Origin of the sequence: uncultured Ellagibacter sp. (assembly GCF_934617235.1) — a bacterium.
Lineage (GTDB): Bacteria > Actinomycetota > Coriobacteriia > Coriobacteriales > Eggerthellaceae > Ellagibacter.
In genome coordinates, this window is sequence record NZ_CAKTTZ010000026.1 from 1 (window position 1) to 24,499 (window position 24,499).

The window sequence follows — 24,499 nt, forward strand, 5'->3', positions numbered from 1 at the left end:
ACAACCTCGTCGTCCCTCTTGAAGTAAATCGGGCCGAGGTGCTCCGCCATCTCAAACGCGCACCCCATGTCCTCCGCAGCTTCCTTGACCACCCCGAGAATTGTCTCGAAGTCGGCGCTGATGGGATAGCGGATATCGAGCGCCGCCGTAGCCGTGTCCCCCTCAACCGCGAGCTTGCCGACGTTGAGCGTGAGCGGCCCCGACGCCTCATCGGCGCACGCGCAACCGAGCAATCCCCCGTTGTAATCGCCGCCGACACGCCGCGCGAACGCCGCCACGAACGCATGGCAATCGAGTTCCTCGCCCAGCGCGTCGAGCAGGGCCATCGTGCCGACAACCGCGTTAACCCCGCGCTCGGGGAACATGGCGTGAGCACCCTTCCCCTGCACGATCGCTTCAACGCGCTCCCCGTCGCAGCTCACCTGCGCCTCGACGCACAGCGCGCGCGCCGCATCCTCCAGCGTGCGCGCCGCATCCTCAGGACACGCCGCCACAAGCTCAAACCGCGCGTTTGTGGGGACGCTGTTGCGGGCAACGCCACCCTCGAAGGACACAAGCCGCACCTGCGACGCGCCATCGCGCTCAATCTTCCAAATGTAGTCGAAGTCGATGAGTCCCTTCTCGCCGAAGATCAGCGGGAACATCCCATCGGCAGCGAAGGAAATCTCAGGTGCCTCGGCATGCTCGGTGTAGTACTTGATATCTTCCCAGCCGACTTCCTCGTCCCCGCCGACCACGATGCGAATCCTCGAATCATCGGGGATCATCCCGTTGTCGCGCAGGTGCTTCGCGGCATACAGCGCGCAAACGAGCGGACCCTTGTCGTCGACGGTGCCCCTTCCGAAGAGCTTGCCGTCTTTAACGATGCCCTCGAAAGGATCGCTTTCCCATCCATCACCTGCGGGAACCACGTCAACATGGCACAACACGCCAACGACATGCTCGCCCGTGCCGATATCGACCTGCAGCGCATAGCCATCGAACTCGGTGACGTCGAAGTCGAACTCGGCCGCCTTCGCGCGCACCCAATCAAAGCCCGCCGCGACGTCCTCGCCGAACGGCATACCCGGCTTCGGATTGCCGTTGTTCACCGTCGGAACGGCGATGATGTCGCACAAGTCACCGACAAGGCCCTCCTCGATGCGCGAGAAATCGTAGTCAGCCATTAAGCCACCTGAGCTTCCTCGGCTGCTTCGGGCTCCTCTTCCACGACGTTGCGCTTCTCAGGAACAAGCTTGCGCAGCACGATGTAGAGCACAAAGGAAAGGACGATTCCCAGGAACACGGAGTAGTCGGTCAGCACGAGCACGGTGAACAGCACGCCCGCAAGCCAGCTCACGATGCCGACCCAATCGAAGCCCGCCTTGTAGAACCAGTTGTCGGGGTTGCCCTTGCGCACGATCCAGTAGTCGGCCACGATCACGCCGGCAACAGGGCCGAACGCCGCGCCGCAAATATTGAGGAAGTCCATGAAGGTGTTCATGATGCCCGTCAGCGCCAAAATTGTTCCCAGGGCGCCCGCAATGAGAGTCATAAGCCCGCGCGATTTCTCGCTGGTGCCGAACAGCATGACCATGTCGATGCCCGCGCTGTAGGAGTTGGTGGTGTTGGTCGTCCACGTCGCGAGGATGAGCACCAGCATACCGAGCACGGGAAGGCCCAAGGTGCACAGGATGTTGCTGATGTCGGAATCGCCAGTCATGACGGCGAGCATGTAGCCCAAAACGATCATGAGAAGGCTCACCGGGAAGACGCCGATAACAGTCGAGAGGATAGTGTCTTTGCGGGTCTTCTGGAAGCGGGTGATGTCACCGGTGACAACCATGCCGCAGGACTGCCCACCGAACGCCATGGCAACGCCCGCAAGCAGAGAGATCTGCGTCTCGGCGGGAGGCCCGTAGGATGCCAGCACCGAAACATCGTAGGTGTTGAAGCAGATGACAGCAGCCACCACAATAACGATGAGCAAAGCGGGGATGGCAACGTTGTTAAGCCAGCCCAAGGCGTTGATTCCCCAAATCGCCGTGAGCATCATGATGACGCCCCAAACGATGATCGAGACGTTCACATCGATGTCGATGCCGAAGAACTGCCCCATCAGGTTTGAGAAAGCCTGGCCGCACACGACGCTCTGGTAGCCGAACCAGCACACCAGCGCGCATGAGAACAGCGTCATGAGGAAGATCCGCACGCCCGTCTTGCCGAACGCCGAGCTCGCCGCGACGCACATCGGCCTGCCAAGATCGCTGCTCTGCATACCGATCAGGGTCATGAAGAACACGGCGATCGCAAAGCCCGCCGCCACGGCGATGATGGCGTTGGGCAGATCGAGGCAGGTGGCCATCGTCGAGCCCACCATAAGGCAGGGAACGCTGACCATGATGCCCGCCTGGATGAGCATGATGGTGACCCAGCTCTTGCGGTCCTTCTGGGGCACCTTGCCCAGTGTGACGCTCTCCATGGAGCCGTCGATTTTCTTCTGTTCGCTCATGTGATGATTCTCCCTGCTAACCAACAAGTTTGTCCGCAATAGGCTTGAGGTCGGGATGGACGAACTCGCCGTTCTCCATGATCGCAACCCCGTCAAGATAGACGCTCACCTTCTCCAGGATGACGTCGAAATGCGTGTCGGAGGGCTGCCCCGCAGGCGGCATGTCCAGCGCACTCACATGCCCGATGCCCCAGCAGGAGCCGCCGTTCAAGCGCTCGTCTTTGACGACGTAGCCAGACATCTCGGTCACACTCGGCAGCATGCCGATCATGGTGTGGGCGATCTTGTGCGCGTTCTCGTCGTAGGCGAACTTGTCGTACCACTTGTTCATGGCCGCCGCGCCCTTCTCGTCGCCGTCGATCTTGAAGACCTCGCCGTTTTCGACGTGTATGAACACGGGCGTGTCGGTGACGAAGTTCGGCTCGGGGTCGGCATAGAGCGCGCGGCAGGCGATAGTGCCCTTCGCCGTTCCCTGCTTCGGGATGACGTTCACCGAGGCAGGCGGCGTGAACACGCCGTACTTGCTGGCATCGCCGTTATCGACGCAGATGAAGTTGTTGTGGTCCATCTCGAAGGTGATGTCGGTGCCCGCGGCGTTGCGCATCGTGTACTCGCTGGACTCGTTGAGCATGTCCTTGATCTTGCACGTCAGCTCGATCATGGCATCGGCATTGAAGCCGCAGTACATGTCGTAGAGCAGGTCGGTGGAGAGGTTCACGATCAGCATGTAGCGCATGCGCTTGTTCTTGACGGTGACCTCCTCGAAGATGTCGGAATACAGAAGGCCCATCGATCCCGCGTCGAGCCAGCAGTCCACGTTCATGAGGAAGGCGATCGTCGCCTCGACGGGGATGGTCGCCTGAGCGGCCTTGCTCTGACCCGGAGGGGTCGCCGTCTTCAAAACGGTGCACTTGATGCCCTCTTCGTGCGCCACTTCAAGGAAGGCCTCAATCTGCGGGAAGTTCGAGCCCTGATCAGCCGTGATGGCGAGAAACTCGTCCGGCTTCATCTTGAAGTAGTCCTTGATCATCGCCTCTGCGACGATGCGCTCTTTGCTCTTTTCCATGGTACGTCCTCTCTTTCGACCTTAACTGATTCCTCGTTCTCTACTTTTATTCAGCAGCGCCTCCCTGATCCTCAGGACGGCCTGCTCTATATCGGCGTCGTCGGCGTAACAGCCTTGGACAAGCCGGATATATCCTTCACCTTGGCTTCCGTAGCAATTGCCAGAATTGACGAAGACCTTCGCCTCGCGCACCAGGTAATCGACGATCTCGTCCGACGTTCCCAGCTGGCTGACATCAATCCAGGAAAGGAAGGCGCTTTGCGGCATCTGCATCCGAACGCCGGGGGCATCGTAGACGAAGCGCCTGCGCCTGTCGAAAATCGCCGAGTACTCCGCAATCAGCTCGTCCCGTTTGCCATAGGCGGCGATGGCGGCGAGCTGCGCTGCGGTGTTCGTCGCCCCGACAACGCTTACCGCGGAGGCGAACAGCGTATCGATGAGCCGGTCCGACGCGACGATGCAGCCGACCCGAAAGCCGCTAAGCCCCATGCCCTTGGAAATGGAGAAGATGGTGACGGTCTTTTGCAGCATGCCCTCCAGCGAACCCAGCGAGACCATTTCCCGCCCGTCGTAGACGATATCCTCGAAGGCCTGGTCAACGATGGCAAGCAAGTCATGCTTGACGATGAACGCGGCAAGCTGCTCGAGCGATTTGCGCGAGTACACGACCGTTGTGGGGTTGTTCGGGTTGGTGAGGATGACAAGCTTGGTCTTGTCCGTCAGGCGCCGCTCGAACTCCTCGATTTCGAGCTCGAACCCCGTTTCGGGGCGCACGGGGACCGAGACGGGAACCCCGCCCAAAATCTCGACGGCCTGGAAGTTGTTCGGATAGCTCGGGTCGACGATCATGACCTCGTCGCCGTGCTCCACAAACGGGATCAGCGAGAAGAACAGGGCAGAGTCCGAGCCGGGCGTAATGATGATGTTGCGCTGCGGGTCGGCGGGGATGCCGTTGAAGCGCGCCACCTTCTCGGCGATGACCTTTTTGAGCTCGGCGTTGCCGATAGGGGCGGTGTAGTGTTGTGCAGTTCCATCGCCCAAGGACGAGACGACGGCACGACGAATGTCCTCGTCCATCCTGTCGTCGGGGAAGAATGGATCGGCCCAACTCAGCATGGCGACATTGTCGGCCTTCATCTTGTCGGCATTGTCCCCCACATCCGCCTTGTTAACGGACTCGAAAAGCCCCCCTTTAAGCGTTTGGAAGAAGGGCGTCATCTTCGATCGCATTGGCATGTTGTCTACCTCACCACGGCTGCCGAGATCTCGCGAGAGACGATGTTGCAAACGCGTGACCGAGCGCTCTGAGGTGCACCCTCGCCCGCTGTTTGCCTTCCCATCTTGCTGCTCCATCCCGACGACGACTGACTTGCAGAACTTCCTTATCTTAGCTCTACCACTACAGTGTGATAAAGTGCCAGTCAGGCCGTTTTCGCTTGTGCCAGTTGGCCTGCGCCAGCGGAATTCGCGTCAGTGTGGATTGTGCCAGTTGGCTCGCGGCAACAGCATTCGAAGCGAAGGGAGCGACCAGGAAGGCGGCAACTATCGATGCGACAGACGCGGCCCAGCGAGCGGCGGCATCCGAAGCAGCGGGCGTGACCCGGCGGGCGACGGCATTCGAAGCGGCAGGCGCGACCCAACTTCAAAAGTTCGCGCCGCCGAAAGCCCACTTCTAGCCTTCGAGCGCCTCGCCAAGCGCCAACCCAAGCGCGTCCATGCCGCGCTCGATCTCGTCAAGCGATGGATAAGAATAGTTGAGCCTGATATGCGACCTGCCCCGCGAAGGCTCCTCGAAAAACGACTCACCCGTCATGAACGTCACGCCGTGCCTGCGAGCCCTGGTCAAAAGCGACTTCGCGCTGATGCGCCGCGGTAGCTCGACCCAGATATACACTCCCCCGCCGGGCTTCACGTACCTCAAGGGGTAGTGCTCGGCCAGCTCGTCAAGGCGCGCGCACATGAGGTCCCGCTTTTTCCGATATATGGCGCGGAATTCCGCGAGCCGCTCATAGAGCTTGCCCGACGCGAGATGCTCGACGGTTACCATTTGCGCGGCCCAGTCCGAGTTCACGATATGCAGCATGGTCATGTTGCACAGGTTGTTGATCATGCCCTGGTTAGCGACGACGAACGAAACCCCGATTCCCGGAATCATGGAAAGCGCGAACGAGTGCAGATAAATCACGTTATCGCCCGTGTCCATCGATTTGATCGTGGGCAAAGGGGCGCCGTCTAAGAAAAGTTCGGAAGTTTCATCCGCCTCGATGATCGGAATCCCATAGCTATAGGATAGGTCGAGCAGCTCCTTCTTGCGAGCTGTGGACAGGGCCGTGCCCGTCGGGTTCGAATAGCCGGCTTCCACGTAGATGAACGCAGGCGCCTCCTCCTCGATGATGCCCGCCATCGTCGCGCACACCATGCCCTCGTCATCGCTCGGAACGCGCACGACGTGGCCGCCGGCAAGCTCGACGCTGCGCGGCACATCGGGCGAGGACAGCTCATCGACGATCACCGAGTCCCCTGGATGCAAGAACATCGACAGGATGAAGTGAAGCGCCTGGTTGTTATCGGAAAACACCTGGATATTGGAGGAATCGGCCTTGATACCCTTACGGGACACGAATTTCACCAGGTTGCGCCGCAGATCCTCATCCCCCTGGATCGACGCGAAGAAATATGCCTTCTCACGATTGGTCCGCAGTATCTTCTCGATTATCCGCGCCGTCTCTTCCAGCGGATAGGGCTCGCGCGCGGCAATTCCCCCGGCGAACGAGATGATGCCGTCGTCGAAGCTCTTAGCGAACTGCAGGACAAAGCTGCTTTCAGTGTCGGCGTAGCTGTTCTGCGTCAGTGCGCCCCAGTTCACGGGCCGCAAAGCCGCAATCGTGTTCTTATGGGAGCGAACGCTTACCCGATATCCCTTGCCCTGGCTTGCGCGCAGAAGCCCCTCGGCCTTAAGCTCGCCGTATGCCCGAGTGACGGTGTTGCGATGGATGCCGAGCTGCTCGGCGAGCACCCGCTCTGAGGGCATCGGGGAGCCGTCGAGGAGCTCACCCGATAGAATCTGACCTTTAACCTGCGATTTGATTTGCAGGTAAATCGGAACCGGGGATTCCCTCTCGATTTCCAAGTTCATTGCGCCCGCCACTTCCCGTCCACGCGAATACAGCCAACCGAAAGCATAAAGCCGCGACGCCCTCCTCATAGGGAAAGAAGGGGCGAGACGCCGAATCGGCCGTCCAACAGGAAGACCACTGGCAAGCTCGACCGCCTGCGTGGTACGCTTTCCAGAGAATCTTACGAACTGCCGAAGGAGCCTGGATGCAACTGAAAACCCCAAACGGCGTCACCCTTAAGACGGACGACATCGAACTTGCGCACGCAAAGCTGCTCTCCACCGAGGGGGCAACCTGCGTGGCCGTCCGCAATGGCGAGGTCAAAATCACTCGAGAGCGCGGTGTGAAGCCCCTGCTCCAATGGGTTTCCGCAGGCTGCAGCTTCGAGGGCTGGTCTGTCGCCGACAAAGTCGTGGGTAAGGCGCCGGCTCTTCTGTACGTGCAGCTTAAACCGACGGCGGTCTTTGCGACCGCTATGAGCGAGGACGCGCGGGACATCCTGCTGGAAAACGGAATCGCCTGCGGTTGCAACGAGCTGGTGCCCTTCATCGTGAACCGCACGGGAGACGGGCAGTGCCCCATGGACGCCTGCGTCGCCGGCATCTCCGACCCACGCGAGGCAGAGCGCGCGATTCGCGAATGCGTCCGCCGGATGGCAGCCTCGCGCAAGTAGCAGCGTCGCTGTAGCTGTCGTGCCTTGCTTGCCGAGGCGCCTCGGCAAGCAAGGCACCCCAATCACGGGCGAACATGCAATCACGGCGAAGTCGAGAACGGGCCGCAGCATCTGAACAAGAGCCCTTTGATGTTCACTTGCAAGGGTCATATCATAGACGATGTCGAAGCGGGCGCGGGCAATCCAGTTTGCAGCGCCCGCCTTGTATGATGGCGGAAATTCCTCGACGACGACCGGTGCCGCGAAAGATGGCCCATAATCGCCGAGATTTCCGATATTTGCAGATTTGGCCCGATAACCCCATTCTTTCAGGCTGAGGAATATGATTGAGCCACCGACTTCCTTATGAGGGGGAACTGAAATGTTCAAAGTCTCTAAGCGCACGCTGCTTCTTATCGCCGGCATTGTTTGGCTTGCCGCCGGCGGAAACATCGCCTGGCTGGGCATCCAGGCGTTCGCACAAATCAACATGGGCTACGTTTGGGCGATCATCATCGGCGCCGTCGTGGTGTTCACGCTGTTCCACATGAAGATCTTCTCGAAGATGGTAGGCAAGCATTCGAATCGAATCGCAGCCTACGAAGACGACAAGATCGGCTTTTGGCGCTTCTTCGACGCGTCGGGCTACATCATGATGGCGATCATGATGTCGGGCGGAATCTCGCTGCGCGCGTTCGGTCTGGTCCCGATGTGGTTCATCGCCTTCTTCTATACAGGTCTCGGCATCGCGCTCGCGCTTTCGGGCGTAAGCTTTCTCGTGCGCTTCGCACGTCGCAGCGGCACCCCCGCGACGTGCCCCTTTAGCTTCCTTACGCTCTCGCGCGAGAAGGAGTAGGGCACGCACTTGCGGGCGCAAGCCAACTCGACCGCGCCATAGCACCACCTCACGAACAAGGCCCGCCCACCGCTGAGCGGGCCTCTTGCTTGCCTCCAACATCCAATCGGACAAGATTATTGCGATACGACGAATTCGAAAGGGCAGAGAAAGACGAGCTCCGTGAGGCACCTTGTATAATAGTGCGGCGAAAGGAAGCCTCGTCTCGGGCTCGATAACCACAAGCGAGCAGAGTACCTGCGCGGCCTGCCGCCTGAGGCTGCAACCCCGTTCAAACGCTACACGACGTCATTCGCGCGCAATAAGGAAGGAACCTGATGGAAAACGACGAGTTCACGCTCTATGATTTGAAGGTCGAAGTGGCCCACGGCGAGAAACCCTTCGTGTGCTCCCACAAGGAAGGCGACGCGTTTCTCGTTCAAGGGGAGAACCTCGTGTTCCCCGAGGGAGGCGCCTTCTCGCTCTATGCCCTATCGGCCCTGCTCCCGCTCTTGCCCGCGAAGCAACGCCCCCTGCAAGACGCCGACTGGATGGGAACCGACGACATCATCGCGTGTCCCGACCCGAACTGTGGCGCACGGTTCAAGATTACCCGCACAGGCATGCGCACCTTCCGCCATGGCGACTGCACGATAGTGCCCCTCGCTCAACTCGACGCCATGCCCAAAAGCGAATAGAGCGCACGAGGCATGCGGCTGACGACGATTGCGCGGGAGCCCGACGCTAGCCGCATGCGAGCCGTTTCCGCCGTGGGTGCGTGATGCCGCTACTTGCCATGGCTGGCGCAAGATGCTGGCCTGCCGTACGCAGGCCAGCATCTTGCGCCAGCCGCGTGCTGGTTGACGCGCCAGCGCCCTTCAGCCACCATCTTCGTGAGAACACTTCGAAAGGATCGATATGGAAACCTTCTCCGATTTGCCCCGCGCCGAGCGCATCGAGCTTGCGCCCGGCTACAACGTAAGCCGCGTCATCAACGGGTGCTGGCAGCTCTCCGACGGCCACGCGCTCGACGCGCCGATCGACTTCGATGACGTCATGCACGCCTTCTTCGAGCTTATCGAGCACGGCTTCACCACGTTCGACTGCGGCGACATCTACACCGGCGTCGAGGAGTTTTTGGGGACGCTCGTTACACGCCTGAAACGCGGCGAGGGGCCGGTTTGCGCCGACGACATCCAAATCCACACGAAATACGTGCCTGACCTCGATATTCTCGCCAATGTGACCTTCAAGCACACCGAGTCGATCATCGATCGGAGCCTGCGCAGGCTCAACCGCGACACGCTTGACCTCGTGCAGTTCCACTGGTGGGACTACAGCGTGCCGGGCTATATCGAGGTGGCCCACGACCTTTTGAAGCTGAAGGAGAAGGGGAAGATTCGCAACATCGGCGTCACCAACTTCGACGCGCCGCACCTGAAGGAAATCGTCGATGCGGGCGTGCCGATCGTCTCCTGCCAAAGCCAGTACTCCCTGTTCGACCGCCGTCCCGAGCTTGCGCTCTCGAGCTACTGCGAAAGCGCCGGCATCAAGCACGTCTGCTACGGAACGCTGGCAGGCGGCCTTCTTGCGAAGCGATGGGAAGGCGTCGGCACGATTACGCCCGAGACTCGCTCGCAGGTGAAGTACCTGCAGGTGCTCGAGGATTCCGTCGGATACGAGGGATATCAAAAGCTGCTCGAACTGCTCGAGGAGATCGCCGCCCACTACGGCGTCGGCGTCTCGCACATCGCGACCAAGTACATCCTGGGACGCCCGAGCGTCGCCTGCACCATCGTCGGCGTGCGCAACAGCCGCCACGTCGCCGACAACTGCAAGATCTTCGGGTTCGAACTTTCTCCCGAGGACGACGCGGCCATCACGGCATTCCTCGACGGGTACCCGCGCCTTCAGGGCGACTGCTATACGCTCGAACGCGAGAGCCCGCGATACAAAGGAATCATCCATATGAACGTGAACGAGGAGGAGCAAGGCGGAAACGACGCCTTGGCTGGCGAGTAGAAGCGACGTCGACGCTCCCTTGTCGAACGAGAACGGGCCGCTCAGAGAGTTCCCTCCCCGAGCGGCCCGTTCGTTTGCGTCAGGTTGGCGCAAGTGGCGCAGATTATCGCACGCTTGCGCGAGGCGCCGCAGCCCTCGCGACCGGATGCGGCCTTCGAGCGACCTTCCGGGAGCAGGACGGCAAGTTAGTGGTCATTTGGACGAGTTGTGCGCTCCCGTTTTTGCTCCCGCGCTCCAATGGGAAATTCGTGACCTGGCCTTTTGCAGGCAAGGACGCACCTGCAGACCTCCCAGAGAGCGAAAACGCGGGTTTTCGGCGATTCGAATGTCGCACAACTCGCCCAAATGACCACGAGCCCATGGTTCTGCTCGTTTCGTCCCCGATTCCAAGTCTCATTTCGCTCGGATACCCTGCATAACGCATGACAGGCGAGGCAGGAGTCGGGTAGTTTGCCTCAATTCGCAGCACAGATTTCGGGCTCGCGTGGAAGCTTTGAATCGTCGCAATGACGTGCGATTTTCAGGGCGTTTCCCTATAATGGCTACCGACGAGTGAGGGACGCAAGGGGGGCATATGGAAAACGGCGGTCGTGGCGCTTCTCCGAGAAGCACTTTCGGGGCAGCAACTATCAATATCGTTCTCGATCATCTCAACGATTTCGAGATCATCTCGACGCCCGAGAACCCGAATCGCACCATATCCTGGTGCAGTGCTCTTCTTCCAACCGATAAGCAGACTCCTTACGATGATCGAGTGACCCTCTACATCATCGAAGCCGTCGATGCCGAGGATCTCTTCACGCAGCACCCCCACGCAATCGGGCTTATCGTCCTTCAGCAAGACGAGCCTTTCTCGCCCGACGCGCCTCCCTTCCCCGCAAGCTTCCTGCGCCAGCTGATCGTCGTCCGCGGCAAAACGCCGACCAGCAAGACGAAGCTTTTGGGAACCGCCATGTCAACGGTCTACTCCCGCCTCTTCGCGATACGCGAGTGGACGAACAACCTCGACGGCATCGTCTCGCGGAAGGGCACCATCCAAGAACTCATCGACGAGAGCGAGCCTCTGTTCAACAACTTCATCGACGCGAACGACTCGACCTACAGCCTTATCGCTCGCACCAGAAACATCGAACCCGCCGACCCGCTTTCGATCGAACTCGTGCGCCTGGGCTGCCACAACATCGACGCTGTCAAAGCAGCGGAATCGATCGGCGCGTTCGGAGAATGGCGAGACCAATCGGGCATCAACGTCTTCGGGCCGGACGAGACCGTCCCCTTCAAGTACATCACGTGCGTCTTGAAGGACGGGAATTCCTACGCCGGCCACATCGTCATGGTCTGCAACAATCACGAAGCGACGCCGGGCATGGTCGATTTGTTTAGGATGCTATCGAGCGCCTGCCAGCAAATCGTGGACAACACGTTTTTCAACGAGTCCCCCGCGGCGCTTTTCCTAAGGAAGATCATCGACAACACGCGGCTGACGCAAGCCTACTTCGACGAACAATCGGCGCTCCTCGGCCTTGAGCGCACCGGCTGGTTCGGGCTGGGGATGATCGACTATCGAGGGGGCGAATACGCCGAGCAGCCATCGTGGGTCGCGTCCATGTTGCAGAAGACCTACCCCAACTACCAGGTCTTTTCCTACGAGGATTCGCTCCTCGTGCTGAGCTTTTGCAAAGAAGCGCACGTCGAGCGACGCAAGGAGGACTTCGAGAAGCTCGACGCGTTCTGCCGCGAAATGAAATGCACGGCTTACGTGTCAGATACATTCGAGCACCTGCGCAACCTTCATTTCGCGTTCAAGCAAACCCGCATCGCGCGCTCGTATAAATCCTGCATCGATATCGAGATGCGCCCGCTCGACAACATCGACAGCCGACGGGTGTTCCACTTCGGCGATGCGTTCGCGTACTATTGCCTCGACGGGCGCGAGGTCGACCCGGACCTGTGGTCGTTTTGCATGGACCACACCATCTTGGACGACATCGTCGCCGCCGAGCCGGGACATAGCGTAAGCGACGTGAAGCTTCTGTACTGCTACCTGTTCAACGAGCGCAAGACCACGCCAACGGCGCAGCAGCTGCACATGCACCGCAACAACGTGCTCTACCGAATCGGCAGCATCGAGAAGCGCTTCGGAATAGACCTGGGGCAGTTCGGCACGCGCGAGCGCCTGATCAGCTGCTATCGGTACAAGATTCTCACCTCGAACAAGTTCCGCCAGATGATTGTTTAGGTCCCGAACGTGGAGGCCCTTCGGGTGTCGAGACGGGAAGTGTGGCAAAGAGCCTAGCCTGATCAGGCGCAGCTCTTCATGGACAACTGGCCGCTGTGCGTGCGCAGCAACCACGCACAGCACGACAGCCTGAACTGAACCGCAGAGCCGAGTCTTACCCTCGCCTTCACCCTACTCGCAGATAACGCATGCCTGCTTCGCGCAGTCGTGCACGGCAACAAGCACCGCATGGACGCCGGTGTTGCGCTCCGCTGTCAAGAGGCCACCCACATTATCGTCTTCCAACAAACGCGGCTTCCAGCAGGCGACATCCCGTGCAGGCTGGCCGTCAACCAAATGCCCGATGAGACCGAGCAGACCGCGCACAATCAGCGGTTCGGCAGCCGAGCGCATAGCAAACGTTCCGCCCTCGTCAACGGCAAGCTCCACCCAGGCTCGCGACACGCAGCCTCGCACCCGATGGGTGTCATCGCGCAACTCCTCGGGCAGCTCATGCGCCTTGCCCACGAAGCTCAGCACGTAGGCGAACTGAAGCTCCCAATCCTCCAAGGCATCAAGCCCTGCAAGTACCTGCTCTTCCCTCCCCGGTATCGAAGAAGCGTCCATCACAGTTGTGCCCCCCTCAACACGGAAAGCGCCTTCTCCACGCCAGCAAGCGCCCTTTCAATCTCCGCTTCTGTAGTATAGAAAGCCGGCGAGAGGCGCACGGCCGCAGAAAGCCCCAAAACCTTCAGGTAGCGGTGGGCGCAATGGCTGCCCGAGCGAACGGCGATGCCCTGCTTGCCCAAGAGAGAAGCAACATCGAAGCAGTCCGCCCCATCGACGGTAAACGAAACCGAACCTGCCTTTGGCGTGCCAGCGGCAACGACCTGCACCCCGGGAATGGAGCACAGCCCCACCTCCAACAGCCTGACGAGACACTGCTCGCGCGAGCGAATCCAGTCCAGACCAACCGAGTCGAGGAACGACGCAGCGCGCGCCAGGCCAACGGCACCGGGCACATTGGGAGTGCCCGCCTCAAGCCTGTGAGGCAGCGGGGAGAACTCGACGCCATCCGCCCCGACGTCCTCAGCCATACCGCCACCCAGTTTCACGACCTCGAGTCGTCCGAGCGCGCCGGGGGCACCAGCCAAAACGCCGATGCCCATGGTGGCGAGCATCTTATGGCCGGAAAAGCAGACGAAGTCGCATCCCGCCTCTTTCACCTGAAAGCCACCACGCATGATTTGCGTGGCATCCAATACCACGAGGGCGCCTTCGTCCTTTGCCGCCGCTGCCATCTCCCGATACGGAAGTAGCACGCCCGAGACATTTGAAGCGCAGGTGAAGGCCGCCACGCGTACACGCCCATCCGCCAGCAGGCGCCTATAAGCGACAAGATCGACGGCGCCATCCGCTTGCGGGGGAACGACGCGCAGTTCGGCACCCGTCTGGTGGCACACGCGCATCCAGGGAAGCAGGTTGGAATTATGCTCCAACGCCGTCACCAGCACGGCATCCCCCTCCCCCAGCGTATGGGCCAGGCCCTCCGCCACCAGGTTCAGCGCCTCGGTGGCACTTGAAGTGAACACCACCTGAGTCGAATCCTCGCAGCCGATGAAGGCGGCGACGTCAGCCCTCGCATTCTCATACGCCCTCGTCGCACGAGCAGCAAGTGGGTTAGACGAGCGATGGACGTTCGCGTTGTGGGTCGCAAGATGCGCAGACACGGCATCAATGACGGGGGCGGGCACCTGTGTTGTGGCAGCATTATCCAGGTAGATGCACGACTTGACGCCTTCCGACTGCGCGGCATCAGCATGCTGGGCGTTTTCCCCGCCCTCCGCAAACAACGGGAAGGCACGCCTTAGCTCCTCTACCCGACTCATATCCGCCTCCATCGTTGCACCGCCCCCTCATACAATCGGTCGTTTAGACCAGCACCGGCTCGAGGCCCAGACGCTTGGCCAAGCAGGTCAGCTCATCGGTGTAGTCGCCGAATGCGTACACCATGTGCAGGCCTTGTGCCGTCTGCGCGTGGAAGAGCTTGCGGGAGTCTTCCACCTGGAACACGAAGCCGCCGCCACAGCCGTCGGTGTCATAGCTGATGTCGCCCAAGATGGTGCCGCGCCCGATGAGCATCTGCGAAAGATCGCCGGAGATGCGAATGAAAGTGACATTCTGGCCCTCATCCTGGTTGAAGTCGTGGCGGAAAACCGCACCGAACTTCTGATCGAACGCGAAGTGACGCAGTGCATAGCCACTCGCCTTCTCCTCAAAGCCCCTGAGCTTGCGGCAAGTGGTGGAGTGGAACACCAGGTAGAGATTGTCCATTCCGTCATAACGCTGCTTTTCGGCCTCGGACAGGAAGAAGGGCATCTGCGTGACGCCATCCCTGCGCAAGATGGGGATGGTGTTGCCCATATAGGCAGCTCCACGGGAGAGGCTCATCTGGATGAGCATGCACAGAGCAGCTGTAACATCGTATTCGCAGGCAGAGGCGATGCCCTGCTCCAAGTTGAGCGAGTGGGCCAGGCACATGGTGAACTTCTGCTCGTTCACGCGCCTTGTAGAGCACATGTCGGGACAGGGAGCCGCGAAGCCCATGCAGTCGTAGTAGTCCATAACCTTTTGGACCGCTCGCCAGGCAACAAGAGAGTTGACCAGGTACTGCTTGTCGATACAGCACGTATGCGCACCCGCCATGAGCTCGTCTGCCATCTTCTCCATCTCGGCGACGTCTGCCTCGGTGACATTGCAACTGTCGGCGCGGCCAGGCGTGGTGTGATTGCCGCCTTCAGGCAGCGGCTTCATGTCATCCAGCAGCTCGTGCATGTTGACATAGCGGAAGTTCGTGCCAAATCGGCGCGTCACCTCGGCCTGGCTGACGAAGGTGTCGCTACCGCCAGCGTTGGCGCGCTCGCTGTTAAAGCGCGGCGCCAGCAGCACATTGGCGTTTGCAAGCACCTTCTGAGCCAGCAGCACCCTCAGGCTCATCTCAATCTCGTCCCAGTCCATGCAACCGACCAGGTCGGCGCCCATATTCTTCGCTCCCGCCGTGGGGAACAGGGTGAAGTAGTTGCCCGGCCAGGGAATGATGGGCTTGCCGCAGCGACGGGCGAACTCGTCGGCGTAGTCGTTGGTACCCAAACTCGTCATCGTGATGTAGACGTCGACGTTCGCGTTGTCAGCGAGCAGCGCATCGAAGAACTCGTCTTTGATATCCCATCCATCGGTACTGGTTACCACCGTGGGCTCCATCACATTGAAGCAGTCGATGTCTCCGATATGGGAGTCGATGTCAGCGAGAAATCCCTTGAGCACACGGCCATTGGCCAGTGCATCGTATCCCGGCTCGTTTTCCTCCCCATGGCCAAAGCGGCATGGCCCCTCGTAGTAGTACTGGTGCTCCATCCCCGTGAACACAGGCTTCACGTTGAGCTTCACATCTGTTACGTGCTTGAGCATTGCTCTTCCCTTCTCTCCGATTCCCCTGCCACGTGGCAGGGCTCTCTTTATAGCTTCAGCTGGCCGCCTCCTCGTCGACCAGATCAAGCCCATAGGCCTCCCATAGCAAATTGGCGATATCGTCTGCAGTGTCGGCCAATGCAAGCCTCATGCCGTTCACATCCGCGTCGAAATCCTTGCGCAATGCCAGGTACAGCTTCGCAAGCTTCATGTCTTTCGAACTTGCACTGCTGCACGAAGCGGGAATGTCCGCCCTCTCGATCCGCCCTGCGGGGATAGCCGTGAGCTTCGCCAAGCTTTCCTCGGCAAGCTCCTCCATTTCTCGATCGGCAATGCACTCGGAATCAAGCAGGAACTTTGCGGCGATGTAGGACCGCACGTGCGCAGCCAGCTGCTTGCGCGTGAGCGTCTTCTCGTCACGAGCCTTTCGCGCCATCTGAGCCGCAGCGCTCGCCGCCTCCTTCGACGCCAACAGCGCCTGGAGCGTCTTCTCGATGTCAGCGTCCATGCCAGTGCCTCCGCTCCCGTTCCGTGTCACTACTTTGCGGTTTGCGATTTGCATCATGGACCCGACCTGGCTCGCAGTCACTCGCGCCAGATGGTGTAATTGCGGGCATAATACCTTCGGCACGATGAAATAGACGAAGTTTTCGCAGGTCAAGTTTTTGAGCGCAAAGAGAGGTTTAATGCCTTGAGGGCAATATTATGAGCGCAAGAGCATAGGACTGACGATTTGAAGCAGGCCCAGCAAACCCCGCCTTCCTTGTCGGGCCGTGCTTAGAGCGCCTGTCGAGACCCACTTCACCTGCTTGAGTGCATGCCGTACGGCATGCATCTCGAAAGCTCAGGCGCAATACCTCGCCATGCCGCTTAAACCCGATGGTACATTTAGCGCAAACCGCCTAATACCAGAAGGTTTAATTTACTAAAATGCCCGTTCAGGACGATGTTTGAAGCGATGGCCGGCATGACAAGACCAGCCAGTTGCGGCACAATTGAGAAAGAGGGAAAAGTTCAAGGGGGGAACTTTAATGACTGATTTCGACGACTACGGAGAGGTGACAGGCAGCATAGAGCACTTGACTGCGAGCAACTTGTTACCCTGCACTGTCGGCTTCTCTCTAACATGGTGTTGGCTCTTTGCTGGACTGCTTACCTATTTAGACTCACCGCTGCGAGGAAGCTTCGAGCCGGCTGGTGTGCCTTGGCTATTGGTCGGGTGCGCCTTCGGATCCAGCTTGCTCGCAATCCTCAACCGTGTCGCCTTCAAAAAAGTGGCGCTTCGAGTAAGCATGACGATTGTGGCAATTGCGGGCGCTCTAGGAGGAGCCTTGATGCTCGTCGGCACGCTTGCCGCCTCGCCTATGCTCTGCGTCGTCGGCGAGCTGGCAAGCGGAATCCTCCTCGCCCAGAGCTTGTCGCATTGGATGGTCTACTTCAGCTTGCTGTACCTGAGGGACTCAACGACCTGCTTGTGCGTCTCTGTCTCCTTGGGGCTATTCGGAGCGGCGTCACTCGGCTTTGCGGCAGCAGCGCTCGGGATTGCCGTACGCGCCGCCGCGCTGACAGCGCTGCCGGTGGCGGCCACCGCCCTGTTCAAGCTTTCCCACCGCGCTTTCAGCTACCCGAGCGAGGGGCTCAATCCCACATGGTTCTGCAAGGGGCATGAGCTGCACAAGCTGCCGCCCATGATCGGTGGCGCAGCAGTGCACACGGCCGTGTTCATCGCGACGGTAACCTGCATAGGAGGCGAGCTGCGGGTTGGGGGCATACCTTCCCCAGCGGCTGCGTCGACCGTGATGTTGATATGCGGCGCAAGCTCTCTCTTGGCACTTGGCGCAACGTTCCTGAAAGCCTTCCAAAACTCGACCGTCAGCACGTGGTGCGCAAGGGCTTACCCGCCACTTCTGAGCATCAGCCTGGCCCTTGCCGCTGCAGGATGCGCGCTGAACCTCAAGCTGCTTATGCTGGCTGCCATCACGATATCCGTTGCATCGTTTTCCCTGTGCGCGGTTCTTTACCTGTCTGTTTTCATGCGGGAGCATGTGTTCCACAAGCTTCCGGCTATCTCTTTCTCCTGCTTGGGGCTTTCTCTGTGCGGCGGCGCCTTGGTCGGTTGGGCATGTTCACCCGTCATCTCCGGCGCGCAAGCAACCGCGGTCAGTCCCGAAGCTGGGACATGTCTCTCCCTTGCCCTGCTCATGGCACTTGCGGCGTGCGGAGCGTGTCTTTTCTATTTTGGAGAAGGCCTCTCCGCACCTGCACTAAGCTTCGACAAGGAGGCGGATGGCGCCGATGGCGATCACAGCGCCAGCGATTGGGAAAACGCGTGCGATGCAGTCTGCCTTGAGTACAACCTCACGAAAAGGCAGGGAGAGGTTCTGCGCCTCCTCGCAAGAGGGAGGAACGCAGAATACGTAGCCAACCTGCTCTTTATCTCCAAGCACACAGTTAAGTGCCACATCAATACCATCTATCACAAGATGGAGATTCACTCGAAAAACGAGCTTATCGACCTCGTGGAAGAGAAGAGTCGTTCGCTGGGGTGACGATGCCGCCCGCTTCTGCTTGCCGACTTGCCCCAAGGCGAGACAGAGGTCGGATGATTTGTCTCGCAGCTTGCTAACTGCTTCTGGCTCATTTAGCAAGTGGGCAAGTGGAAGCGGGGCAGGAGTCGGAGTCGGGGTCGTGTGATTTGCCTCACTTCTCATCAGGCATGCACTTTCAAGAGGGGGATCCTGCCAGAAATCGGGTAGTTTTCATCAACTCGGGAAGAGGGCGCGGGAAGGAGGGGGCGCTGCCCGGAAAGCATAATGCCGCTGACCTGGCCTTATGCCTACAGGTCGCTCACGTCTGCCAGCCGCGAGGGGCGGGGAGCGCCCTTCAAAGGCCTTCCGCTGATGAAAACCTCCCGATTTCTGGCAGGTCTCCCCTATTTTTCTGCCGCGGGAGTTCACGGGGGTGCCGCTTACGCGGGCGAGACCGAGCGTCGAACCGAGCAGCACAGTCGAGACGGAATGTCTTGTTACGCCCCGAAGGAAAGCGCGCCAAAGGGATGGAAGGCGAGGCGGGGCGAGGCGGGAGTCGGGTGACTTGTCCCGCTTCTTGCTAACTATTGTCAGTTTGATTAGCAAGTTGTTTAGCAAGTTGGCAAGTTAGCAAGTAGAAGCGGGACAGGGGTCGGGCGCTTTGTCTCACTTATTCCACTCGCAGCTACGGCAGACGGTATTTCTGATTTCTGCTTCTTTCCGCCCCAACCCTCTCCAGCCTCTTCTCGTCAACAAGCTTCCTCAGGCGATACGTGACAGTACTCCTGGGTATGCTCAGGCCAGCAGAAATCTCGCCTGCGCTGCACGGCTCGTTCGCGGAGACGAAGGAGACTATCTCATCGTAGGCAGAGCCGATCGACGGCTGGTCCGTACGCCGGCGGAACTCAAGTGAGAACATCGCGACCGAGTCCCTGACGACGGGCGCGTCCATCTGGTTTCGCTTAAGCTCGAGCACCATAAGCTTGAAGCCCGTCCCTCTGTTCTCCGCAACAAATCCTCCTTCGTAAGGCGTGGACTCCAGAATGTCGGCAAGATATTGATTCCTCGTCGAGGAGTAACCCGCGAGGGCAACCGTGGCGGCAGTCACGGTGCCATAAAGGCCGCCCGGACTCAGGAACTCCAGGCGATCATCGTAGAGGTTCACCTGGACCTGGGTGCCGCGAGCGAGCTCGGAGTAGTCCCTGTGCATAAGTGCGTTGCAGACTGCCTCGCGCACGGCGGCAGACGGGTAGTCGGGAACGTCGACTCTTGTCGCGCCGACCATGGCCCCGCCGAGCCTAGTATTCCTTTGCACTGCGGCCACCGTGTCGGCGATAATGGCAGATATGGGACCCACCATCTTCTCGGAGTCGAGGTACTTCACGCCGCCCTCAGATGCCTTGTCGTCATTCGGGTAAGCGGCGAACGTGACGGTAAGGCGAGGGAAGTACTTCTGGGGGTACACGCCCAAGGCGAGGAGGCCCGCCAGTGTCGGCCGAAGCACGCCGTCCCCGTCCCTCGCCGCGATCCTCAGATTGATTGCCGCCTCTTCGTCGTCAAGGTTCGCGAACACTCTCGGATGAAGTGATTTCTGGCGCTGGATCACACCATTGAACAGGCCATTGTCCAGATCGTCCATCGTCGCTTCCGCCACAATCTCGGCATCGTGTGACGGCTGCGTCTTGTCCTCAAGCAGCCTGTCGATCCCGTAGGAGCTCAGCCTCCTATCGCCGTCGAACGAGCGGATGAAGGAACCCTGGTACATCCCCTTACTCGTGACGTAGCAGGGCTTGTCGCGAGGCGAAATCTCGTCGACAGTGGCAACGACCACGTTGGCGCCACCATATTCCAAGATATCGATGCTGGCGCGCACGGGCGGGGTAAGCTTGTCCGAACATGCCTGCGAGAGAGCATCCGCAATCCGATGGGCGTTGAACCTTTCCGCAGGCATGAAACCGTTTTTTTCGGACAGGCCCAGCACAATTGTGCCGCCCGAACCGTTCGCGAACGCAGAAATCGTCTCGGCGATGCTCGAGGGCATCTTCCCGACGGATTCTTTCACCTCGACCGACTGGCTGTCGGTACACGACGATTTCAGCTGCTGAATCACAGCTTCAAGCTCTTTTGCGTCCATATGGGAATCTCGCTTTTCGCAACTTGCTAACTTTTTCTTGCTAGTTTAGCAAGTTACTTAGCAAGTTGGCAAGTTGTTTAGCAAGTTGGCAAGTTAGCAAGTAGGAGCGGGCAGGGATCTCGAATACATATACGAGATTGCTGCCGACAACCACGGACTGATCACCTCTGCGCAAGCACGAGAAGCGGGAGTGAGCAACAACGAGCTTGTCCAATATGCCAAACGGGGCGCATTGCGAAAGTCGGACACGGGCTCTACCAGCTTGAACAGTGGGTGCCCGATCCAAGCGACACGTATGCATGGGCAGTCATGTCCGTCGGGCCCGGTGCCCTGCTCTACGGCGAATCCGTCATCGCCATGCTCGACCTTGCCCCCACAAACCCCATCCGCGTGTTCGTAGCAACACCTCGTCGCACAAGGCGAAAGTTGCCAGAAAACATCAAGGTCGAATGGATCAGGGGGATTAAACCAACTACGGCGTACAATGGCATTCCCTGCCAAAGCGCACACGACGCCATTCTCGCATGCAAAGGCAAAATGCTGCCCGATCGCTTGGAAGCTGCAGCGAGGACAGCTCACGAGCGAGGTCTCATCAGCAGGCAACAATACCGCACGTTGAGAAAGGAACTGGAAAGCGAGAATGTCCACTAAAGGCTAATCAGCTCAAAGAAAGTCGAAGCCACAGCGGAAACAAAAGTTTCTTCTGCAGCGAAAGCATGAAACCGCCACATGCATAAGCACAAGGTCAGAAACAACGATAAGGAGGGCGTGTGAATTTCGAAGAAGCAATAAAGAAAACTCTAGCTTTTCGAGAAGAAAGGGACTGGGCTAAATTCCACAACCCAAAGGATCTCGCAATATCAGTTAACTTAGAAGCCGCAGAGCTGCTGGAGATATTCCAATGGTCTGGTAGCGACCTCGTAGTTTCAGCGAAAACCGATAAAGCAAAAGAGGAGTTAGCAGATGTTGTCATATACTGCATTTATTTAGCGGACGCACTAGGCGTTGACCTAGCGGAAGCGGTCGACAGTAAAATAGACGAGGACGCGAGAAAATACCCCATAGAAAAGTCCCGAGGCAATGCCAGAAAGTATACTGACCTATGATCACCATTCCGACAACCAAGTCCGCGGAAGCGCCAAAGGGTGCGCCTTTCCTCATCGACCGGTGCCCATTCCGCCACGGCGAGCAGATTGACTATTCAGTTCTTGATCTCGAAGAAGACAGGGTGCTCAATTGGCCAATGGTGTACATACTGACGAACAAAGACTCCGCGTACGTTGGCCAGACCACAAGCATCGCAACACGAATGAGCCAGCACGGTGCCAACGAGGAAAAACGAGACTTTGACACAGTCAACGTTATCTACAACGAGGAATTCAACAGTTCGGTTGTCACCGACTTCGAACATCGTCTTATTGGATACATGCATGCAGATGGCCGCTATGTGCTAACCAATAAGAATGACGGGATGACCGATACAAACTACTTCAGTAAGACAATCTATACGGAAATGTTCGAGGAGCTATGGAATGAGCTCCGTAGGCTGGAGCTCGCGAAGCACGCGATAGATGAGATTGAAGAATCGGAAGTCTTTAAGTATTCCCCGTTCAAGGGACTAACCACAGACCAGCGCGTAGCATTGGATAAGATACTTCACGCCATTGACAACGGAATTGACAAGTCTGAGCCTATCGTAGTCGAAGGTATGCCAGGTACAGGCAAAACGGTACTCGCCATCTATCTCCTCAAGATGCTACGCGACGACCCTCGCTATAAGGACATGAACATACGCATCATCGAACCTGTTACGTCCCTTCGCAACACGCTCCGAATATCACTGGCAAACGTCAGTGGACTAGACCCCTCCGATATCATTGCGCCGACCGATTTAGTTAAACCCGCCATAGGCTATCAACCTGGCAAAGGGAAGTGCTTCGATATTGTGCTCGTAGACGAATCCCATAAGCTAAAACGTCGAGTTAACTTAGGCACGCAGTATGGAAACTACGATAAGGTCAGCAAAAAGCTAGGACTGCCGAATGAAGCAACCCAGATGGACTGGATTGTCAGCCAAGCAAAACTTCCTATCTTTTTCTACGATCCACTTCAGAGTATTGGGCCCTCTTGCCTAGGCCATGCCGCGATGCAGCGCGCCCTGGGCAATGCCGCAAACAATCCCATTAAGCTAGAAAGTCAGATGAGGGTAAAAGGAGGGGATACATACCTCAAGTTCATCCAAAATGTGCTCGACGGCAACCAATCTTCGTGCGAGACCTTTGAAGGATACGATTTCGTCCTCCATGACAGCTTTACCGATTTCGTCAATAGTTTCGAACGAAATTATCAGGAGCACAACCTGAGCAGAATGATTGCTGGCTATGCCTGAAAATGGGTATCAAAGAATGACACTAAAGCTCAAGATATTGTAATAGACAACATTGGCCTTAGGTGGAACTGCACTTACGACAACTGGGTTGGACGAGGCGTAGACAACCCCCAGATCGCGCATGAAGTCGGATGTATCCACTCCATTCAAGGCTATGACCTGAGCTATGCTTATGTGATTATTGGCGAGGATTTAGTTCTAGGAGAAAGCGGCGTGCCCGAATCAAACAAAGCGAGCTACTACGATCGCAATGGGTTTGCAACGGCTTCCAAACAAGAGCTTGATCGCTATGTCAAGAACATTTATTACGTGCTACTAACCCGCGGGATCCTGGGGACTCACATATATGGGAAAAGCCCTAAGTTGAGAGACTACTTCTCCAAGTTCATTTCCCAAAGTGGTCAGGAAGTACTCCGCGGTCAGAACGCTACCATCAGAGGAGGCATCGTCGAACCCGTATCACGTACAACAAGCTAGATCTATTGGAGTTCCACGATTGTCTATTGATATACGACTTTCGTTTTGTGGCTCCTGCTTGGACGCAAATAGTCCCTCTGAAGAACCTTTCTTTTCGCCACAGACATAAACTTCCGAGCATCCACTTGATCACTTCCGTTATATCGAGCGTATAGGGCGCTGGCGTCCATACTCATCTCATCCAGCATCAAAGATGTTAAATACTCATAGCTGTTATTTCCCATTACCGAATATTTAGCATTCAACTTTACCGCCTCGGATTTAGAGAGATAATCATTCCAAATTTTCTCAATTAATGGAAGCGATTGAACAACGCTCTCTTTATCAGACAACGGAGTTGGCGACACCACTTGCATAATCCCAGTAGACTTGGCGATTCCAAGATGAGCTGCAAGTCGCTCAAGCCTTCGAAACCATTTTCCGCGATAACGAGCCTCGATCATCCCAATCGTATAGAAAAGAACCGTGAGCGCAACGTCTGCCTGGTACCGTTCTGGCAGCAATGATTCCGCGCATCGCTCTACCTCATAATAATATTTTTCAAGATCCTCACAGATCCTCTTGTTGCCAGCTCCAACGATAAGAGAAATGCAGGCCATTCCAATGATAAGCCAGAATTGGAATACAACATCGCCTCTGTCAGGAACTAAGAATTCGAAACCTGAACCAACAAGAAATGTCGAAAAATACGCCCCAATCAAGCAGGAAACAACTGCCCTAGCAGGTAGCCCTACTAGATCTAAGCTAGCGGGATTGAATAAAATAGTTAGCGTAAAACGTATCAGCCAGTACATGGCAAGAGAAACCCAAGCGATCGGCGCCAAATAGTCAACGAAGAAGCTCGATGCCAAACAGGCCATCGGACACCAGACAACAACCGGAGCAACAACTCGAAACAATACATTGAATGAACGGTCATCTGAATCCATTGGCCTGTCCATACTTGCATAGCCCGCGGGAACGAACAGACACCCCAAAAGATAAACGATAAACGTTGAAATTATCGCATTCCGATATTGATAAGCATGCTTACAATCATAACTGGCTCCATTTCAAGCTAACTAGTCAATAATATAGGCTGCGCTTGTCAACATTGAATTCAA

Annotated in this window: 19 protein-coding genes and 1 pseudogene; 9 read left to right on the forward strand and 11 right to left on the reverse strand. The window is 57.8% G+C overall.

Annotated features, from left to right (window positions below; translation table 11 throughout):
- The 5 genes from Q0G85_RS06305 to Q0G85_RS06325 form a co-directional block, all read right to left on the reverse strand.
- Positions 1-1,166 (reverse strand): Sapep family Mn(2+)-dependent dipeptidase (locus tag Q0G85_RS06305; protein WP_297155853.1); only part of this gene is annotated, 1,166 nt, incomplete at its 3' end.
- On the reverse strand, positions 1,166-2,491 hold the full coding sequence (locus Q0G85_RS06310; protein WP_297155855.1) for a cytosine permease: 1,326 nt from the start codon (positions 2,489-2,491) through the stop codon (positions 1,166-1,168). The genes Q0G85_RS06305 and Q0G85_RS06310, both read right to left, overlap by 1 nt.
- 16 nt (positions 2,492-2,507) lie before the next feature.
- Positions 2,508-3,557: a hypothetical protein gene (locus tag Q0G85_RS06315; RefSeq protein ID WP_297155858.1), complete on the reverse strand. Its 1,050-nt coding sequence runs from the start codon at positions 3,555-3,557 to the stop codon at positions 2,508-2,510.
- A gap of 21 nt (positions 3,558-3,578) precedes the next feature.
- Entirely contained in the window at positions 3,579-4,793 is a 1,215-nt protein-coding gene (locus Q0G85_RS06320) for a pyridoxal phosphate-dependent aminotransferase (protein ID WP_297155860.1), read from the reverse strand.
- Between the two features lie 436 nt (positions 4,794-5,229).
- Positions 5,230-6,693 carry a PLP-dependent aminotransferase family protein gene (locus Q0G85_RS06325; protein ID WP_297155862.1) on the reverse strand — a complete coding sequence of 488 codons (1,464 nt, stop codon included), beginning with the start codon at positions 6,691-6,693 and terminating at the stop codon, positions 5,230-5,232.
- Positions 6,694-6,878: 185 nt separating this feature from the next.
- On the opposite strand from Q0G85_RS06325, the gene Q0G85_RS06330 reads away from it, so the two are divergent.
- From Q0G85_RS06330 to Q0G85_RS06350, 5 genes are all read left to right on the forward strand, one after another.
- Entirely contained in the window at positions 6,879-7,346 is a 468-nt protein-coding gene (locus tag Q0G85_RS06330; protein WP_297155864.1) for a DUF1893 domain-containing protein, read from the forward strand.
- Between the two features lie 361 nt (positions 7,347-7,707).
- A complete protein-coding gene (locus Q0G85_RS06335) occupies positions 7,708-8,181 on the forward strand; it encodes a hypothetical protein (protein ID WP_297155867.1) in 474 nt (157 codons plus the stop codon).
- 317 nt (positions 8,182-8,498) lie between these two features.
- Entirely contained in the window at positions 8,499-8,858 is a 360-nt protein-coding gene (locus tag Q0G85_RS06340) for a TIGR04076 family protein (RefSeq protein ID WP_297155871.1), read from the forward strand.
- A 220-nt stretch (positions 8,859-9,078) separates the two neighbouring features.
- Positions 9,079-10,182, forward strand: a complete 1,104-nt coding sequence (locus Q0G85_RS06345; protein WP_297155872.1) for an aldo/keto reductase — start codon at positions 9,079-9,081, stop codon at positions 10,180-10,182.
- A gap of 574 nt (positions 10,183-10,756) precedes the next feature.
- A complete protein-coding gene (locus Q0G85_RS06350; protein WP_297155875.1) occupies positions 10,757-12,421 on the forward strand; it encodes a CdaR family transcriptional regulator in 1,665 nt (554 codons plus the stop codon).
- A 171-nt stretch (positions 12,422-12,592) separates the two neighbouring features.
- Here the strand turns inward: Q0G85_RS06350 and Q0G85_RS06355 are convergent, their stop codons facing one another.
- Genes Q0G85_RS06355 through Q0G85_RS06370 form a run of 4 tightly spaced genes read right to left on the reverse strand, consistent with a single transcriptional unit; the run spans position 12,593 to position 16,376 of the window.
- A complete protein-coding gene (locus Q0G85_RS06355; protein ID WP_297155909.1) occupies positions 12,593-13,027 on the reverse strand; it encodes a SufE family protein in 435 nt (144 codons plus the stop codon).
- The gene (locus Q0G85_RS06360; protein ID WP_297155879.1) at positions 13,027-14,289 is read right to left on the reverse strand and encodes an aminotransferase class V-fold PLP-dependent enzyme; all 1,263 of its coding nucleotides are present in this window, start codon (positions 14,287-14,289) and stop codon (positions 13,027-13,029) included. The genes Q0G85_RS06355 and Q0G85_RS06360 overlap by 1 nt, the downstream gene beginning before the upstream one ends.
- A 43-nt stretch (positions 14,290-14,332) precedes the next feature.
- On the reverse strand, positions 14,333-15,868 hold the full coding sequence (locus Q0G85_RS06365; protein ID WP_297155881.1) for a hypothetical protein: 1,536 nt from the start codon (positions 15,866-15,868) through the stop codon (positions 14,333-14,335).
- Between the two features lie 55 nt (positions 15,869-15,923).
- On the reverse strand, positions 15,924-16,376 hold the full coding sequence (locus Q0G85_RS06370) for a hypothetical protein (protein ID WP_297155882.1): 453 nt from the start codon (positions 16,374-16,376) through the stop codon (positions 15,924-15,926).
- Between the two features lie 826 nt (positions 16,377-17,202).
- On the opposite strand from Q0G85_RS06370, the gene Q0G85_RS06375 reads away from it, so the two are divergent.
- Complete coding sequence (locus Q0G85_RS06375) at positions 17,203-18,417, forward strand: response regulator transcription factor (RefSeq protein ID WP_297155884.1); 1,215 nt, start codon at positions 17,203-17,205, stop codon at positions 18,415-18,417.
- Positions 18,418-19,081: 664 nt separating this feature from the next.
- Here the strand turns inward: Q0G85_RS06375 and Q0G85_RS06380 are convergent.
- Positions 19,082-20,530, reverse strand: coding sequence for an ATP-binding protein (locus tag Q0G85_RS06380; RefSeq protein ID WP_297155886.1), 1,449 nt, complete (start codon positions 20,528-20,530; stop codon positions 19,082-19,084).
- Positions 20,531-20,803: 273 nt separating this feature from the next.
- Here Q0G85_RS06380 and Q0G85_RS06385 point away from each other — a divergent pair, with 273 nt between their 5' ends.
- The 3 genes and pseudogenes from Q0G85_RS06385 (at position 20,804) to Q0G85_RS06395 (ending at position 23,396) form a co-directional block, all read left to right on the forward strand.
- A complete protein-coding gene (locus tag Q0G85_RS06385; protein ID WP_297155887.1) occupies positions 20,804-21,181 on the forward strand; it encodes a hypothetical protein in 378 nt (125 codons plus the stop codon).
- Positions 21,182-21,300: 119 nt separating this feature from the next.
- Positions 21,301-21,636 carry a nucleotide pyrophosphohydrolase gene (locus Q0G85_RS06390; protein WP_297155889.1) on the forward strand — a complete coding sequence of 112 codons (336 nt, stop codon included), beginning with the start codon at positions 21,301-21,303 and terminating at the stop codon, positions 21,634-21,636.
- A gap of 137 nt (positions 21,637-21,773) precedes the next feature.
- Positions 21,774-23,396, forward strand: a pseudogene (locus tag Q0G85_RS06395) (DNA/RNA helicase domain-containing protein).
- A gap of 23 nt (positions 23,397-23,419) precedes the next feature.
- On the opposite strand, the gene Q0G85_RS06400 reads toward Q0G85_RS06395, so the two are convergent.
- Positions 23,420-24,325: a hypothetical protein gene (locus Q0G85_RS06400; RefSeq protein ID WP_297155891.1), complete on the reverse strand. Its 906-nt coding sequence runs from the start codon at positions 24,323-24,325 to the stop codon at positions 23,420-23,422.
- Positions 24,326-24,499 lie beyond the last annotated feature (174 nt).